We start from the raw sequence: 15,631 nt of genomic DNA, 5'->3' as shown, positions 1-15,631 counted from the left end.
TACGGTTTGATGAGGGGAAACTGAAACAGAAAAGGGATGGCAAAGCCACCCCTAAAGAAAATATAATCTGTTTCAGTTTTCTACTCTACTATTGGATAATATCACATAAGAATAGAAGTTATGCATATGAAAAAAGCAATTCGGTCAAGAATCCTGCTTATCGCTTAAAATTAAGATGGTTCAGTTGAAGAGCGGAACCTTTTGGTTAATTTTTAGTAAGTTTATTCATTTAATGGAGGTTGATAAATATAAAAACTGATTTTTCATTTACATATTCATCAATATTCTGTAAAGTTTAGTTAGAATCTATTCATTCTGACGGGAGCAACCCTATTTTATAAAAATTAATTAGATGTAGAATAATATTTGAATAGAAATACGTATATTTTCATAATAGTCGATGGAGTTCGCCATAACCGCTATATATAGCTAATGACTCCTACTGATAAACGAGGCTTTTTCATGTTTATCAGTAGGAGTCATTTTTTTATATATCACACATAATTACATGAATAAGGAGTGAATATTTTAATGGAATTTAAAAAGAAAAAAACAACTTTCGGTAGGTTTTTATATAAACACAAGATAGAGGAAGAATGGCTTGTAAAAAAAACAGGAATTGGAAAGAAGATAATTGATGATTTAATACGTAACCCGAACAAATATCCCTCAAGAAATAATAAACGCAAGATCTTAAAGGCTTTACATAAATTCAATCCTCTAATTAAGTCTAATGACTTTTGGAATTGATAAAAAGGGAAACTATATCGGAATGTACTTTATTCATTTTAAAAATGCTTATGCTCGCTAAAGCTTATTCCTGCAACTCCTTGTTTCTTAATTGTTTATAGGTTTTATAAGCTGCTCCTGCAGCTATGAAAAAACCAATCAGAAAAAATGTTGAACCTCCTAGTGTAAACAAATTACCTATATAATTTTCTGGAGCTTCTTTCACTTTAGGATTCATCAGAAATTTACTCCTTTCTCCAATTTTTTTGACAAAAAAAACAGACTCCTACCAGTAAATTTCTACTGGTAGGAGTCATTAGCTAAGTAGCGGTTATGGCGAACTCCATCGCCTATTCAATTAGGGATTTTTCATACGTATAGCGAATTTACTACGTGCTGATTATTACCGTATCATATATTTTGAAACCTTAAAGCAGCATTCTCCCCTGATATATACATATTCTGTATGTAAGTCCCATGTGCCCATTTTTTTTCATTCTGGTATTTATTAAACATCTTAATATGTCAAATTAGACTTGTAAAATATACTTCTTAACATATTAGGTCGATAAAAAATTTGTATAAGCTTTAATGTTTTGTTATACTCTATACATGTAAGACGTTTACATTTTCATAACAGGCGATGGAGTTCGCCATAATCGCTATTTTATATAGCTAATGACTCCTACCCATAGACAGGAACATTTCTGTCTATGGGTAGGAGTCATTTTTGTATATAAAAACGTATACAAAATTGAACTTCACTTTATATATAGGAGGAATTTCTATGAAACCAACGATTGAAACATTTATAGCGCGTGAAATATTTGATTCTAGGGGAAACCCCACTGTAGAGGTCGATTGTATCTTATCAAATGGAGTAATTGGTAGAGCAGCTGTACCTTCAGAAGCTTCTACCGGAGAAAAAGAAGCAGTCGAGTTAAGAGATCGTGACCAAAAACGACTAAATGGAAATGGGGTGTTAAATGCGTTGAAAAATGTTCAACATGTAATTGCACCTAAACTCCGTGGAATGAATCCTACTCGTCAAAGAGAAATTGACGAATTGATGATTGAATTAGATGGTACAGCAAATAAAAGTAAGTTAGGTGCTAATGCGATGTTAGGAGTTTCTATGGCGGTTTCTCGTGCCGCTGCTGCTTCTGAACAAGATCCACTATACCGTTATATTGGAGGGATGGATATTGGTTTACCATTACCATTTTTTAATGTGATTAATGGCGGAAGGCATGCGGATTCCGGTATTGATATTCAGGAATTTATGATTACGCCCATAGGAGCGCCGACATTTAGATTAGGGATGGAATCTATTGTAGACGTTTATCATAAACTAAAAGAGCTTTTATCTAAAGAAGGATATGTAACCTCCGTAGGGAGACGAAGGTGGATTTGCTCCAAGGCTATCTTCTAGTGAAGAAGCAATTGAGTTTTTAATACGGGCTATAAATGACGCTGGTTATCAACCTGGAAAAGATATTGCAATTGCTTTAGATCCGGCGGCTAGTGAATTTTATAGAGAAGGAAAATATCATTTTGAAGGCAAGACTTTATCTAGTGTTGAGATAATTTCTTATTACGAACAGCTCGCACAAAAATATCCTATCATTTCAATTGAAGATGGCCTGTCAGAAAACGATTGGGACTCTTGGGATGAACTCACAACAAGGTTGGGAGATACGATTCAAATCGTGGGGGACGATATTTTTGTAACAAATCCTTCGATATTCAAACAAGGAATTGAAAAGAATATTGGTAATGCTATTCTCATTAAATTAAATCAAATTGGTACTGTTACGGAAACCATACAAACCATTCAAATTGCGAGAAAAGCTGGGTATCAAACTATGATTTCACATCGATCAGGCGAAACAGAAGATACATTTATCTCAGATTTTGCCGTGGGGATGATGGCTGGTCAAATTAAAACAGGAGCTGTTGCACGAACAGAACGTGTCTCTAAATATAATCAATTTTTACGTATTGAAGAGGAATTGGGATTAAATCATTTTCATCACCCTTTTAAAAATAAATAAAGAGATAAAATTCTTTCAATGAAAGCCATGTAATTTGATTGAAGGAGAAGATGAAACATGATGAAGAAACAAGTATGTATTTTCATTCTGGCGATATTGGGTATCTTTATAGCATGCACAGTAAGTATTGCAAAGAGTTCCTATGATTGGCATACAGGTGTAGACATTCCGTTTACATACATACCTAATATTTCAATAGAAAATCAAGGAATTGGTATCAAAGGTTCTCAATCGCTTTATTCTGAAAAACATACAATTAAGTATGAACTAGTAAAAAAGAAGTTTTTATCCGATGAGGTATTTGACTCAGTTGAAGTAAAAGGTAGCCGTAATCCGAATGAGAGCTTTTTTATAAAGTTACGCGCACCTAAAGGAGAGGGCTATCACATACGAATATCAGGTTCTGGACATGGAAATATTGGCATCATGCCGTACGAAGTCAAAAACTGAATTACAAATAAAACCAGCTGATTTAATCAGCTGGTTTTATTTGTAGGTTTATAATTTCCCTACATACATTCCTATAAATGCAAATAAAATACCTATAGTATAAGTGGCTCCCAAATACAGAAAGAAATGAAACCATTTCTTATTTGTACCAAGCTGAATAGCTTCCAACTTGAATGTAGAAAAGGTTGTATATGCCCCCATAAATCCTGTCCCCACTAACAGTTGCCAACTTTTATCCAATCCTGTCCCTACTATATATCCTAATAAAAAAGCCCCCGTTATATTAATGAGAAATGTAGCCATTGGAAAGGAGGTTTTATATCTTTTCTTAAACCAATTGCTGATACCAAAACGAGTAATTGCTCCAAAAAAACCACCGATGGCAACCAATAAAGCATGATACTCTGTCATGACTTTGTTCCTCCTTTTGATTGTAAAACGTTTTGTTTCATCTCATGTCTCATAAATTGAATTTCTCCTAGTTTATAGCCCATTCCAGACATAAGTAACCCACCTAACATACTAATGCATACATACAGCAGCGCGAGCATCCAATCAGAATGATTGACTAACTTTATCGTTTCTACGCTAAATGTAGAAAAAGTTGTGAATGCACCTAAAAATCCTGTTCCAATACCAGTAAGAATCTCCTTTGTTAGAATATTTAAATGGGAAATATAGGTTGTAAGCCACCCTAATAAACAACATCCAATTAAATTAATTAATAATGTGGCTAAAGGGAATGATTGATGCCAATACTTATCAATTGTTAAACCAAATTGATAACGAGAGAGAGCACCTAATATTCCAAAAAGCCCAACGATAATATATGCCATTTTTTCACCTCTTTTTATATTTTGTCCAAAAAAATAGACTCCTACCAATAGGCAAGAGTACTCTTGCCTATTGGTAGGAGTCATTAGCTAACTAAATAGCGGTTATGGCGAACTCCATCGCCGAATGTATTCGAATGTCAGTATACTAAATATTTCTCAAACTTACAAGAAACTTATTTTAATTTCATTAGTTTTTTTGTAAGCGTAAAAATAGGAGGGATTGACCAGAGCACTCCATATCGCTAATAAGAATACCTTTAAAAGTATATGAGACCTTTGGGTAAATATGTTTTAAAAATAAAATCCGTATTCAAGTAGGAAAGATCGCCCGGGAAAGCGATCTTAGACCAAAACGCATATTAAAAAGTGAGTATTTGGCAGCAATATATCATATGTATATTTTTATTCCATGTGCAATTTTCGCATAAATTTATATATATGCGAAAAAAAACATGCACAATTTTTGTGCATGCGTAATAAACAGCTATGTCCCATCTATATAAATATATGCTTGTTTTATACAAAATGTGAGTATGTTTAAAATAAAGATTTGACGATAAATATTAAGAGCACATTTGAATATGTGCTCTTAGAAAGGTGGGTAGGCTATAAAACTATTTGATTACCATACAATAATATATGCTTGTCCAGTTTAAATGTGCATAGTATTTCAAAAAAATCGGTATTTAATGATAAATGTGTAGAGCGTCTTGAGAAGAAGACGCTCTGAAAGTGAATGTACAGTAACGGCTATTCTTTTAAGTATATGTAATTTATGGGTAATTTGGAACAGCTTTGTCACAATGGCTTGTTTCATAGAAAGGGTTAGTACCCATAAAAATAAAGAGCACCCTGAAAGGTGCCCTATGACTAATACTGAGGTGACTATGATATTGTATGTATCTTAGCAAATAAAGTGAATAAAAGGAACGCTTGTTTTTAGCGCTCCTGAAAACAAGATTACTTTTGCTGGTCAAGAGTACATTACATTATATTATATGTAAGTTTTTTGAGATAGGAAGCATGTAATAAAAACTCATTTTAAAAAGGGCCTGTTGCGAGGGTAGGCCCTTTTAGGAAAAATTAATAGTAAAGTTTACGTTGAGGTCACTTATATAATACTAAATACAATTCATTACTTCTATATATTGAAAAAGAATTATATGTACTAAAAAAGCACCTTACACAAGTGCTCTTTTTAGGGAGGGTTATATAAATGAAAAAACTTTCACATAATTATTATATGCTTATACTTTTAAGTGGTGACAAGCTAAAAAAAGAAAAAGAGCAGTTAGGGTAGACTAACTGCTCAATACAGAAAAGAAAAGAGAAGAGAAGAAATACTGGGACAAATTAAATGAATTATGGCTTATCGCCTGTGTATAGTATGTGTTTATTATTTAGAAATATTCAGGTGAATCATAATGAAAAAGAGTAATCTTGACCAAGACTAATTCCAGGAATGAATAGTCAAGTAAATCGATTACTGTTGTTTCATTTTACTCCTTGGTGATATTTGCTACAGCTTATAGTTAACTTGTATTTACTACTACAAGTTAACTATGCTTTTTAGAAAGGATGTTCAGTTTTCTGTATTTTTGATTAATTTATTGCGAAATACGTACCTAGAGTGGTGTTTGTATTTAATTGTGTTACGATAGTTATATAGTAGCAAGTATTGAAAATGTATATAAATAGGGGGCTTGTTTCATGTATAACTTACAAGAAGATACATATGAACAATTAAAAGTAAAAAAGGGTGACTGTACCATGTTTTTAAAGAGTGGGGTTCCCATACGCGGGAAAATTCTTGCAACAGATAAATTTACGGTTCTTATGATGATTCAGGGTAAGCAACAACTGATTTACAAACAAGCGATTTCCACAATTATTAGGTAATTCTTATTCTTTTTTTCGGGGAAGAGAAACAAAAAAATAAAAAAAGAAGATTGAGATCAATCTTCTTTAAAAAAGGGATAGATGACAGAATACTACCCAACTCTTAAACAATTATAATTAAGTACACAAAGATATTCAATTCGTTTTGAACTTTCTCAATATGCATTACTTCATTATCAAATTATAATATTAGTAATTCTTTTTAGTATTATATATTTGTTCTTTCCTGTTGCAGCATCCTTGTTATAGGGATGCTCTTTTTTGTATTACAAATCCTAAGTAAAAAAGATAAGAACGGAGAGTAGGATCTTATCTTTTTCACAAGGAGAAAAAGCCAAAGACTTTCTTAATATTTATAATATTACATCCCTTACACGTTTTCTGTATAAAACCTACATTTACCATATATTTCTATATCGAAAAACAAATTATAATATATTTTATAATTTGTTCAAAAATTCAATGCTGTAACAGGAGCTACGAAAAATAAGATTAAGTGTTCTTTATTTTATATACTTGCCGATCAGTATGAAGAATCAAAATAGGGGGAAACTATTGAATACTTAACGATAATTTAGGGGGACACAAAATGGATCATAACACAAAAGTAAAACTTGGAGATTACGTTCAATTTTCATATCGTAAAAATCCTAATTTACAATTAACAGGATTTGTAGTGAATGTTCTGCAAAATACAATTGTTGTAGATATTACAGAAATAATGGATATTGAAGTAGATGATGTTAGGCAAGTTGTAAAGCATGGTCATTATAATAAAGTGATTCCTACGCAAATAAAAAATAACGTTTCATAAAAAGTACTCCTAAATAAATTTAGGAGTACTTTTTATAATAGAAATAATCTTCACTATAGTTTCATGTCCTTGTATAATCTACTGTAGAAAGACAAGAGTTAGAATAGTGGCTAACAGGATCAATATAATAATTATAATCTATTATATACTTATAATAGATAGATTCTAGAAAAATAATAATTTATAATACTATTATTTTATTCTTTCATTTGATCATACATGTCGCCTACAGATGATGAGTTAGGAGTTGCATATAAAGTTGGTGTACCAGAGCTTGAACGACGTGATGTTACAGCAAAAACGTGACCAAGATCTTCATCAACTATTGTTCTTAACCATGGCCCACCACTAGCACCCTCATTCATACGACATCTCATTGAAGCATCAGAATCTGAACGACTAGTTGGCCCCTCACAGTAGTAAGGGTACTCTCCATCGTATGGATTCTGGGCAGGCCATCCCCAGATACGGACATTGGGCTGGTTAGTACCATAACCAGTGGACAATCCATTTCCCCCAACTGTATTTATCGAATTACGTCCATCTTTAGGGAATACAGAAAAAAGCTTGATCGTAGTTAAAATTACGGTCATTCATCCATGAAACAAAAGTTTGAGCTTGTTTCCAAGTCCAAATTCCATAAGGAGTTGACCCATTATAATACGCTGGAACAAAAGCCATATTTGAGTGCCAATTACCACCATTCTCCTCATGGACACAGTGACCGGCTGTCATAACTAAATTTTTATAAGGACTATTAATAGCTGCAGCGGAACAAGAATAGTTCAAGCCTCCATTTGAATAAAACATCTTACCAGCAGTAGACGGAACATTAGCGTTTGCTATTTTAAAATTTATATTCGTTTCTTGTGGTAAAATTGGGTCAGAAATATTAGTAGGTTCTCCTAATGAAGGTGGAGTAGAATCGTTTTCATCGGTTTTGATTTCATCTGCTGGGATTGCGTTTTTCATCTTTTCCTTTGTCCAGTAACTAGCAGGATCCTGTGGATCTAATTTTTGAGAAGAAAACGGTATTTCTGGAGCTGTTATAGATTCAGTAAGAGAATTGTTGTTTGTTGAGGTTTCTTTTTCTTCACTTGATGTTGCAAATACAGGATTACTTCCTAAACACGCAATAATAATTATACTAAGCATAGTGCCAAATAAATTTATTTTCTTCATAAATACCTCCTTTTACATTTTTTTCTAGAATCGACTATTATCATATCATAATAAAGTGTCAAAAATAAAAATCCACTATAAAAAGAACGCATATTTTGGATACAAAGACTACTTTATGTTTTTAAAAGGAAGATTCATTTTTGAAAAATGTAAGTAGAATCTTAAAATATATGTGTAACAAATAAAAATATCATTAAACGAGGTATGGGAATCACTTCTAGGAGATATTCCAAAGGATTAGATTACACTTTTACTTAACACCTTGTATTTTGCTATATATGGTGGTATTTGGGTTAGGAGTAATGTGAAATATGAGGATTAAAAAGAGATACTTTGACGTAAGTAGGGATTCCAACACTTTATTAACTTTATGTAATAAAGAAGCTATTCATTATCAGTAATCTTTTGTAGGCAACCATAATTTGGTTACCCACAAAAAATTAAAATTCCTCTGGCACAAATGTTTTACAATCTGTTTCTTTACTATCTGATGCTTGTTTACCTGTATGACTAATTACATAAATAGCATCTGCATTGCATTTGTTTCCGGAATTCCAATATTTACAGTTATTTACCTCACAAAGAACATCTCTAGCCATTACATTACACCTCCTTTGCTAATTATTATTTACAGCATTAACCCAATTAATACTTTTGTGTATGATAGCTACCTATGTACTTGATTTGAAACTAAATGTTTTTTTGTTTGACAGCCTTGAAAAGGTCTATGGAAGAAGCTTAGTAATTATACAGTTCCTTCTTGTGATAAACCATTTTTTGTAATACTATATTTATAAATGATAATGATTATCAATGTCATGAGGGGTTTTATGAAAGTATTAATTTCTGGTGGTGGTATTGCGGGACTAACTTTAGCAAATTGTCTTTTATCTAATGGTTTTTCTCCAACTATTATTGAAAAGGCTCACTCATTTCGGTCGATTGGGTCCGTAATTAGCTTAAGAGGAGATGCGATATTTGTTCTTGATAAATTAGGATTATTAGAACAGGTAAAAAAACATGGAGTCACAGTAGAAATGAGACAATTTGTTGATAAAGAGGGACAAGAACTGCGCAAAATCGATTTTAGAAAATTTCATATACAACAGGATGGTTCAATAAGTATACACCGTTTTATATTGCATGAGATTCTTTATGAGTCTATACGAAATTCTATTGATGTGAATTTTAATACAACAATTCGTTCCTTCTCCTTATCAGCACGAAACTTGTTTAGCATCTCCATAATAATCCGTAAAGGGACACCTTTATCTTTTAACATCTTCCATAAATCCATTTCAGTAAATTTTGGACTTGTTTGTTCTATTTCTTTTTCTGATGATCGAATATCAAATTTTATAGCGACATCATTAGTATCTTTTTTTCCCTGTGAAGAAGGGGAATCTTGAGTATTTTTTAATGTATCCAAATTTGAATACATTGTAAATTGATTTCCCCTATGTGTATTTAAGCTAATTTCCATTCCTTACACCTGTTTTCTTTTATATTTATATGTATAAATATAATTGGTTAAAAGGGATTTTGTAAATACAATTTTATGGAACTAGTACTATCAAAATTCATTAAAATATAAACTTTTAATAGATATTCCTATAAGTATTTTAGTAATTGAATAAATTCCTTTTTAAACTCTGGACTTGCTAATTTTAATAGCTTAGGGCCTTCTCTAAAGTGTTTTACAAGGGCTTTATTGATTTTATATTAGAGTACTGCTTTTTGTCACCTGTAAGCAGGTCTACAATATCGTTTTTTAACGAAGTACTCACTTTCCCCCATAAATATACTGATTCTGCCTTGTGTTTATCAATAAATATTTTTACTTGATTAATAAAAGAATCATTTTTATGCTGAATAGCATCTTGTAACTGTGCAATTGTTATCACTTCTGCTTGAAGAGATTAATTCATGATGCAATAAATTATCTGAAAGAATATAATCTTAGTTTGAAAAAGATATTTAGATACAACCTAAAAAATGTAAAAATTCTATTATTAAGAGATTATTTAAAAATCTATGTAAACATATCACAAAGGTGATGCAAAAGCTGGGTGTAAGGTAGCACGCACAAGCGGTTGTAGAGTTACCTTGTATGGAAAAACTTGAATTTTAGATGTAAGGTATGGATATTTTCCATACCTTTTTAAATTTTACTAATTGTAAATGAAGTATAGAGTAACGGCCACTCATTTTAATGTATGTAATTTAAGAGGAATTTAAAACACCTTTAACACAATGGCTTATTTCATAGAAAGGGTTAGTACCCATACAAATAAAGGGCACCCTGAAAGGTGCCCTATGACTAATACTGAGGTGACTATGATATTGTATGTATCTTAGCAGATAAAGTGAATAAAAGGCGCACTTGTTGTTAAGGGTCCCTGAAAACAAGATGACTCTTGCTGGTAAAGAGTACATTATATTATATGTAAGTTTTTTGAGATACGAAACATGTAATAAAAGCTCAATTTAAAAAGGGCCTGTTGCGAGGGTAGGCTCTTTTAGGAAAAATTAATAGTAAAGTTTACGTTGAGGTCACTTATATAATACTAAATACAATTCATTACTTCTATATGTTGAATGTTGAAAAAGAATTATATGTACTAAAAAAGCACCTTACACAAGTGCTCTTTTTAGGGAGGGGCATATGAATGAAAAGCTTTCACATAATTATTATATGCTTATACTTTTAAGTGGTGACAAGCTAATAAAAAGGAAAAGAGCAGTTAGAGTAGACTAACTGCTCAATACAGAAAAGAGAAGAGAAGAAATACTGGGACAAGTTAAATGAGTTATGGCTTATCGCCTGTGTAAACACAAAATAATCATTGTTTGATTAATCAACATATGTTTATAATTATATAGTAAATGTTTGTTATGAGATTTGTTACCCAGTAAATGAATCATTCATAATGTGGAATTATACTTAGGAAAGCTTGGTGAACGTATCATGTCTAAAGTGGATAGAAGGATAGCAAAAAGTCAAAAAGCGATAAAAAAAGCAATTACTGAATTAATGTATATAAAGTCCTTTGATGACATTACTATACAAGATATTGCTGATACCGCAGATGTTAACCGGGGAACCATTTATCTTCATTATACGGATAAATATGATTTGTTAGATAAATTAATTGAAGAACATATTAATGAATTACATGGAATCGGGGAATCATCTTGTAAAATGGACTCTATAGATGAGACAGCAGGCTGGTTCACCTATTTTGAAAAAAATTATATATTTTTTTCAGCAATGCTATCTAGTAAAGGAGCCCCATTCTTTCGGAAACGGTTCCTTGCATTTGTGATTGAAGATATAAAGAATGGTCGGAAGATTAACACAATAGAGGGAAAAAATATAGCCTTAAATGAGGAGGCAGTTTATCATTTTGTTGGGGCAGGTTACGTACAAATTGTGGAATGGTGGTTTAAAAATGGGATGCCATATCCACCACATATTATGGAAAAGCAGCTCGATATATTGATAGATAGGAACTTATAGTGGAACCAATGAATCCCAATAATAACTTTTTTCTTAAATATAGCTTATAAAATATGAAGAATGAGACGTTTTATGCTGATTTTAATTACATTATTTAACTAAGTAAAACGTAAGAAATATATCCAAGAATCTGACTTAGAAGTTAATAATGGGTGCCAAAAGTCCTGACTACAAATGTATTTTGTAGTCAGGACTTTTTTTGAAATTATAAAAGAAGGTGGTGAAAATTCATGAATTGCAAAGTATTTATTTTAACATTAAAGACTGTCAAAATAGATCTTTTCGAAATTATTGGTAGATTTCAAATTGGTTATTCTTTTAGTAGATCTAGTTCCTATTAAAATAAAACTATTTATACACCAATCTATTTCTAAAGATTAGCAAGCACCATATCTGTTATGCCACCCTATTCGTTCCACAATAAATATGAATTAAAGTAATTCATATTTATTTGTAAAAGTATTAAAAATACACTACCTATTTTTTCTACTAATTCAATTTTCCTCAATCATAAATTAACTACTTTTCCTATGTGTATCTAAATAAAAATTAATTTAATTAACATTTTCGAGAAGTATGTTCAATATTGAACGAATCCTCATTAATTGCCTATTGAAAGAAAACATCTACGACGTATAATAATAGACAGTTGTTGTTTAACGAATGTTAATCTATAAAAACACACTTGTATTTAAAAGCATAGGTAATGCCCAAATCAGGATAATCGGCTTAAATTCTCACCTAATCTTTTATTTTAATTACCCACTTCTCGCATAGATAATTATGCTTATACACTTGTTTCTTTCTAATATTTTAGAAAATATAGTTTTAAACAAACGTTACTTCAACAACTTCATATAACAAAGGAGTGAATAAAAAATGGGAAACACTTTAAAAATCTATATGCTAGCTTTTCTCGGATTTTTAGCAGGTACCGCGGAATATGTTATTGCTGGTATACTCGACCAAGTTGCTGATTCAACTCATGTTTCCTTGGCTGCAGCAGGACAACTTATAACTATTTTCTCAATTGGATTTGCATTTGGAACTCCAATTTTTATGATGATTGCTGCGAAAATGGAGCGCCGTAAGTTATTAATACTTTCTCTTGTACTTATAATAATCGGAAGCGTGATGACGGTTGTACTACCTGGATTCAGCCTATTAATCATCTCCCGTATTGTACTGGCTATAGGTGCCGGAGTATTTGTCATTACTGCTATGACTGTTTCTTCAAATTTAGTTCCGCCTGAACGTCAGGGAGGAGCGATTGCTACGATTTTTGCAGGATTCAGTGCTTCTCTTATACTTGGCATACCAATTGGTCGTGTAATAGCAGCAGCATTTGACTGGAGACTTATTTTCTTAGGTATTGGTATCTTGAATCTATTAGGGATTTTTGCTGTTATAAAAAGTATTCCTGTTACGAAGGCAGAGGCACCAGTTCCCCTTCGTCAACAACTTGCATTATTGAAACAACCAAAAATTGCACTTGCTCTAGGAATTACTTTCTTTGCCTTTTCTGGCTATTCAATGGTGAATACGTATATGGCTCCATATCTGTCTTCAGTTATGGATTTGAGCGAAAATACGATAAGTGGTATTTTCTTAGCTCTAGGAATTGGTTGCTTAATTGGAACTAAATTAGGGGGAGGTATTGGAGATCGCATTGGGTATGCTCGTACAATTATTATCGCCATCGTAATACAGTTCTTGGCGCTTGTCGTACTTTCTACAATTTTCTCAATCTCTTCTGGAACAATTGTAGTAACAGTTGGGATTGCACTACTTATGATATGGACAATGGTATCTTGGGCATTCGGCACTGTACAGAATACTAGCCTTGCTACTATAGCTCCTGAGGCTGCTGGGATTATTCTCAGTCTGAATAGTTCTTTTGTACACATCGGTATTGCTGCGGGTGCAGGTTTAGGAGGAATAGTCCTAGAGGGACCTTCAGTTTTAGCGATCAGCTGGATTGGAACTATCCCTGCCGCAATTGCTATAGTCGTTGCATTTATCTCATTTAAACTTAATCGTTCACCTCAAAAATCAGTCTAAATCTTGATTTGAACCATAAAAAAATTGTACGAAATTCGATAAAAGGTATACGTAAAATAGTTACGTATACCTTTTATCAAGATAATAATTTTATTATAGAATGTTACACTCACATATAAATTGATTAGTCAAAAGACCGATTGGCTATATGGGTATAATACGCCCCTTAAGGTAAAGCAAACAATTGAGAGTAGAAAATCTTTTAACAGTATAGTGATGTATTCATACTGGATCACCTAGATTAATTATAAAATTAAAAATTAATTATAGTATTTAATGATTATTATATAAAGGTATAATGATTCGATATTTATAGCAATCGGTATTCTATTTCAAGATATTTCTATGATTTTTTCTAATGAAATTATAGAAATATCATGAAAAGGAGGGATGCTACTATGAAGAAAAATAAGATTTATATATTATTAGGGACGCTTCTGCTATTTTTCGGATTTTCACTAATTTCTAGTGTTGCAGAATCTATGGAATATCAAAGGAAGAGAAATTAACAGAATCACAAATTAATTTCATAGCCCCTAAGGTTACATAATTATACAGATACAAAAGCAACCACTCTTGCGCAGATAATGACACTAGATCCAAATAGAGCTGAGTCACTTACCATAGTCAGCAAAGGTATTAGACGGAACTGGACTCTAGATAGTTGGAGAAAGATAGGGGAAATGAGTGGAGAAAAATAAGAAGAAATTCAACAACAAGGCGATAGTAACTATGGAAACCTTATAGAAGGAGGAAAATTGATATGAGGAGACGTTTTTCATTATTTATGAGTATTTGTTTATTAATTCAAATGTTTTTTCCTGGATTAAGTGTGCTTGCTGCGTCAGCAGAAAAAATAAACCATACAATAAAAACAAATGAGACAGCAAATATGTGTTTAAGAGAACATGAAGGTAAATTGAAATTCCAGTGGCCTTTTAATAAGAAAAAAATAGATTTGGTAATAGTACAGGATGCTAGTGGTAGTTTTCGTGATTCTATAAGTGATGTAAAAAAAACATTACAACAGTCTGTGGGTCAATTGAATCCCGCAGTAGACCGTGTGATGGTAACCAGCTTTCAAGGTCAAAAAGGCTATAAAACAATAGATGGAAAAGTCCTTTATGATTATGGGACTAATGTGAAAACTACTTTACAAACTGGATTGAATGAGGGTCTGGCATCAGCGAAAAAGGGAATTGATAATATCAAGCTTGATGGTGCTACTCCAAGTGCTAGTGGCCTTCAATTTGCACTTCAACAGTATGAAAAAGCTAAAGGTGCTTATGATCCTGATCGTCAAACGGTGTTTTTATTTGTTACTGATGGGGTTCCGAATGCTCGATTAGATGGCTATGTTTATAAAAAATCTAATCAAATAAGTGATCCTACAGTAGGTAACAGAACATCTGTAGAATACCAGCAGGATTATAAAGGAGCAATGGATGAAGTTACGAATATTGCAAACCAAATTAAAGATAAAGGATACAAATTAGTTACTGCCTTTTGGGAAAACAAAAAATATTTATCAACTCCAGAAAACTACTATGATAAGTATGATAAGGAAGTTGGCCCATATTCAAGAAACGCACTTCAAAAGATGGCGACAAAACCTGAGTGGTTTGTTTTATCGAATGATATTAATGAATTTACAAAAAACTTAGTCGATACACTATCAATGACTAATAAAAATGAAAAAGATAGAATGGTTCTAGATTTCTACAATGATTTAGAAATTGAGGATATTCGCGTTAAAGGTCCAAACGGATTTAGCACTAAACCAGTTTTGAAAAACAATCAATTGGTGTGGGATTTAGAGGGACAACCAGAGGGGGAATATAACCTTTATTATAAGGTTATAGAAACAAAGCCGAATGCAAATAGTTTTGATATTGCTGGAGGATTGATCACTTCTTATGATGCGAAATTTGAAATCCCAATTACACATACCCCATCTAATCCTAATGCAATAAAATGTATACCAGGTAAAATTGGAGCTGCGAAATTAGCGGATAAAAAAGTAGTACAACCAGGAGAGAAAGTAACGTATACAATCGTTGCGAGAAATGTAGTTGATAAGACTACA

General features: G+C 32.2%; 15 protein-coding genes, 3 pseudogenes and 4 riboswitches. Of the genes and pseudogenes, 10 read left to right on the top strand and 8 right to left on the bottom strand.

What is annotated here, in order from left to right; genetic code table 11:
- Both MR115_RS29030 and MR115_RS29025 read left to right on the top strand, forming a co-directional pair.
- A partial coding sequence (locus tag MR115_RS29030) for a hypothetical protein (protein ID WP_242243752.1) occupies positions 1 to 188 on the top strand: 188 nt, incomplete at its 5' end.
- Between the two features lie 199 nt (positions 189 to 387).
- Positions 388 to 449: riboswitch (Fluoride riboswitch) on the top strand.
- Between the two features lie 82 nt (positions 450 to 531).
- Positions 532 to 750, top strand: a complete 219-nt coding sequence (locus MR115_RS29025) for an XRE family transcriptional regulator (protein WP_242243750.1) — start codon at positions 532 to 534, stop codon at positions 748 to 750.
- Positions 751 to 814: 64 nt separating this feature from the next.
- Here the strand turns inward: MR115_RS29025 and MR115_RS29020 are convergent, their stop codons facing one another.
- On the bottom strand, positions 815 to 967 hold the full coding sequence (locus MR115_RS29020; RefSeq protein WP_242243749.1) for a DUF2976 domain-containing protein: 153 nt from the start codon (positions 965 to 967) through the stop codon (positions 815 to 817).
- A 62-nt stretch (positions 968 to 1,029) separates the two neighbouring features.
- Positions 1,030 to 1,089, bottom strand: a riboswitch (Fluoride riboswitch).
- 270 nt (positions 1,090 to 1,359) lie between these two features.
- Positions 1,360 to 1,424: riboswitch (Fluoride riboswitch) on the top strand.
- Between the two features lie 92 nt (positions 1,425 to 1,516).
- Between MR115_RS29020 and eno the strand changes: the two are divergent.
- Positions 1,517 to 2,783: pseudogene (eno, locus tag MR115_RS29015) on the top strand (phosphopyruvate hydratase).
- A 57-nt stretch (positions 2,784 to 2,840) separates the two neighbouring features.
- A complete protein-coding gene (locus tag MR115_RS29010) occupies positions 2,841 to 3,233 on the top strand; it encodes a hypothetical protein (protein WP_242243748.1) in 393 nt (130 codons plus the stop codon).
- A gap of 48 nt (positions 3,234 to 3,281) precedes the next feature.
- On the opposite strand, the gene crcB (MR115_RS29005) is transcribed toward MR115_RS29010, so the two are convergent.
- Positions 3,282 to 3,644, bottom strand: a complete 363-nt coding sequence (gene crcB / locus MR115_RS29005; protein ID WP_242243731.1) for a fluoride efflux transporter CrcB — start codon at positions 3,642 to 3,644, stop codon at positions 3,282 to 3,284.
- Entirely contained in the window at positions 3,641 to 4,069 is a 429-nt protein-coding gene (gene crcB / locus MR115_RS29000) for a fluoride efflux transporter CrcB (protein ID WP_242243730.1), read from the bottom strand. Before crcB (MR115_RS29000) ends, crcB (MR115_RS29005) begins: the two co-directional genes overlap by 4 nt.
- A 67-nt stretch (positions 4,070 to 4,136) precedes the next feature.
- A riboswitch (Fluoride riboswitch) is annotated at positions 4,137 to 4,200 on the bottom strand.
- A 1,579-nt stretch (positions 4,201 to 5,779) separates the two neighbouring features.
- On the opposite strand from crcB (MR115_RS29000), the gene hfq reads away from it, so the two are divergent.
- Together hfq and MR115_RS28990 are read left to right on the top strand one after the other, a co-directional pair.
- Entirely contained in the window at positions 5,780 to 5,968 is a 189-nt protein-coding gene (gene hfq / locus MR115_RS28995) for an RNA chaperone Hfq (protein WP_242243729.1), read from the top strand.
- Positions 5,969 to 6,557: 589 nt separating this feature from the next.
- The gene (locus MR115_RS28990; protein WP_242243728.1) at positions 6,558 to 6,782 is read left to right on the top strand and encodes a DUF2187 family protein; all 225 of its coding nucleotides are present in this window, start codon (positions 6,558 to 6,560) and stop codon (positions 6,780 to 6,782) included.
- Positions 6,783 to 6,979: 197 nt separating this feature from the next.
- Here MR115_RS28990 and MR115_RS28985 read toward each other — a convergent pair whose 3' ends face one another.
- From MR115_RS28985 to MR115_RS28975, 3 genes are all read right to left on the bottom strand, one after another.
- Positions 6,980 to 7,147: a hypothetical protein gene (locus MR115_RS28985; RefSeq protein ID WP_242243727.1), complete on the bottom strand. Its 168-nt coding sequence runs from the start codon at positions 7,145 to 7,147 to the stop codon at positions 6,980 to 6,982.
- Between the two features lie 181 nt (positions 7,148 to 7,328).
- Positions 7,329 to 7,964 (bottom strand): trypsin-like serine peptidase, encoded by a 636-nt coding sequence (locus MR115_RS28980; protein WP_242243726.1) that lies wholly within the window; start codon positions 7,962 to 7,964, stop codon positions 7,329 to 7,331.
- Positions 7,965 to 8,404: 440 nt separating this feature from the next.
- Positions 8,405 to 8,563 carry a DUF1540 domain-containing protein gene (locus tag MR115_RS28975; RefSeq protein WP_084065690.1) on the bottom strand — a complete coding sequence of 53 codons (159 nt, stop codon included), beginning with the start codon at positions 8,561 to 8,563 and terminating at the stop codon, positions 8,405 to 8,407.
- A gap of 198 nt (positions 8,564 to 8,761) precedes the next feature.
- On the opposite strand from MR115_RS28975, the pseudogene MR115_RS28970 reads away from it, so the two are divergent.
- Positions 8,762 to 8,989 (top strand): annotated as a pseudogene (locus MR115_RS28970) (FAD-dependent monooxygenase); the annotation flags it as partial.
- A gap of 128 nt (positions 8,990 to 9,117) precedes the next feature.
- Here MR115_RS28970 and MR115_RS28965 read toward each other — a convergent pair.
- Positions 9,118 to 9,405 (bottom strand): DUF3914 domain-containing protein, encoded by a 288-nt coding sequence (locus MR115_RS28965; RefSeq protein WP_242243754.1) that lies wholly within the window; start codon positions 9,403 to 9,405, stop codon positions 9,118 to 9,120.
- Positions 9,406 to 9,575: 170 nt separating this feature from the next.
- A pseudogene (locus MR115_RS28960) lies at positions 9,576 to 9,883 on the bottom strand (hypothetical protein); the annotation flags it as partial.
- A 1,049-nt stretch (positions 9,884 to 10,932) separates the two neighbouring features.
- On the opposite strand from MR115_RS28960, the gene MR115_RS28955 reads away from it, so the two are divergent.
- The 3 genes from MR115_RS28955 to MR115_RS28945 all read left to right on the top strand — a co-directional run.
- Positions 10,933 to 11,484 (top strand): TetR/AcrR family transcriptional regulator, encoded by a 552-nt coding sequence (locus MR115_RS28955; RefSeq protein WP_242243725.1) that lies wholly within the window; start codon positions 10,933 to 10,935, stop codon positions 11,482 to 11,484.
- An 879-nt stretch (positions 11,485 to 12,363) separates the two neighbouring features.
- Positions 12,364 to 13,545 carry an MFS transporter gene (locus MR115_RS28950; RefSeq protein ID WP_242243724.1) on the top strand — a complete coding sequence of 394 codons (1,182 nt, stop codon included), beginning with the start codon at positions 12,364 to 12,366 and terminating at the stop codon, positions 13,543 to 13,545.
- Positions 13,546 to 14,308: 763 nt separating this feature from the next.
- Positions 14,309 to 15,631 (top strand): vWA domain-containing protein (locus MR115_RS28945; RefSeq protein ID WP_242243723.1); only part of this gene is annotated, 1,323 nt, incomplete at its 3' end.

The sequence above is a fragment of the Bacillus cereus group sp. BfR-BA-01309 genome (assembly GCF_022664315.1).
GTDB classification, from domain to species: Bacteria; Bacillota; Bacilli; order Bacillales; family Bacillaceae_G; genus Bacillus_A; species Bacillus_A mobilis.
This window is presented reverse-complemented; position numbering and strand designations above follow the sequence as displayed.

Coding starts and splice junctions, on each gene's coding strand:
- MR115_RS29025 (WP_242243750.1), top strand. CDS start 532: ATGGAATTTAAAAAGAAAAAAACAACTTTCGGTAGGTTTTTATATAAA.
- MR115_RS29020 (WP_242243749.1), bottom strand. CDS start 967: ATGAATCCTAAAGTGAAAGAAGCTCCAGAAAATTATATAGGTAATTTG.
- MR115_RS29010 (WP_242243748.1), top strand. CDS start 2,841: ATGATGAAGAAACAAGTATGTATTTTCATTCTGGCGATATTGGGTATC.
- crcB (WP_242243731.1), bottom strand. CDS start 3,644: ATGACAGAGTATCATGCTTTATTGGTTGCCATCGGTGGTTTTTTTGGA.
- crcB (WP_242243730.1), bottom strand. CDS start 4,069: ATGGCATATATTATCGTTGGGCTTTTTGGAATATTAGGTGCTCTCTCT.
- hfq (WP_242243729.1), top strand. CDS start 5,780: ATGTATAACTTACAAGAAGATACATATGAACAATTAAAAGTAAAAAAG.
- MR115_RS28990 (WP_242243728.1), top strand. CDS start 6,558: ATGGATCATAACACAAAAGTAAAACTTGGAGATTACGTTCAATTTTCA.
- MR115_RS28985 (WP_242243727.1), bottom strand. CDS start 7,147: ATGAATGAGGGTGCTAGTGGTGGGCCATGGTTAAGAACAATAGTTGAT.
- MR115_RS28980 (WP_242243726.1), bottom strand. CDS start 7,964: ATGAAGAAAATAAATTTATTTGGCACTATGCTTAGTATAATTATTATT.
- MR115_RS28975 (WP_084065690.1), bottom strand. CDS start 8,563: ATGGCTAGAGATGTTCTTTGTGAGGTAAATAACTGTAAATATTGGAAT.
- MR115_RS28965 (WP_242243754.1), bottom strand. CDS start 9,405: ATGTATTCAAATTTGGATACATTAAAAAATACTCAAGATTCCCCTTCT.
- MR115_RS28955 (WP_242243725.1), top strand. CDS start 10,933: ATGTCTAAAGTGGATAGAAGGATAGCAAAAAGTCAAAAAGCGATAAAA.
- MR115_RS28950 (WP_242243724.1), top strand. CDS start 12,364: ATGGGAAACACTTTAAAAATCTATATGCTAGCTTTTCTCGGATTTTTA.